The 213-nt window shown below is 60.1% G+C and carries 1 protein-coding gene and 1 pseudogene; both read left to right on the forward strand.

All coding sequences use genetic code 11. From position 1 onward, the window contains the following. The coding region (locus AF337_RS46635; protein WP_425287918.1) for a spike base protein, RCAP_Rcc01079 family at window positions 1-113 on the forward strand (113 nt) is incomplete at its 5' end. 21 nt (window positions 114-134) lie between these two features. After that, a pseudogene (locus AF337_RS45980) lies at window positions 135-213 on the forward strand (terminase small subunit-like protein); the annotation flags it as partial.

Below are 213 nucleotides of genomic sequence, written 5' to 3' on the forward strand. Positions count from 1 at the left end.
ATATGGATCCTGTCATCTTCAAGAGCGTGCCGGCTGGAACGATCCTGCCTGTTCATGCCGCCATCGTGGCGCTGACCGGGACCACCGCATCCAACATCATTGCGCTGTTCTGAGCCTTCCAGAAGCAGCGCCCCATGGGAAGACCGACCAAGTTCAGCCAGGCGCTGGCCGAGAAGATCTGCGAGCGCATTGCTGACAGGGAAAGCCTGCGGT

It is taken from the genome of Rhizobium ecuadorense (assembly GCF_001187535.1).
GTDB lineage: Bacteria > Pseudomonadota > Alphaproteobacteria > Rhizobiales > Rhizobiaceae > Rhizobium > Rhizobium ecuadorense.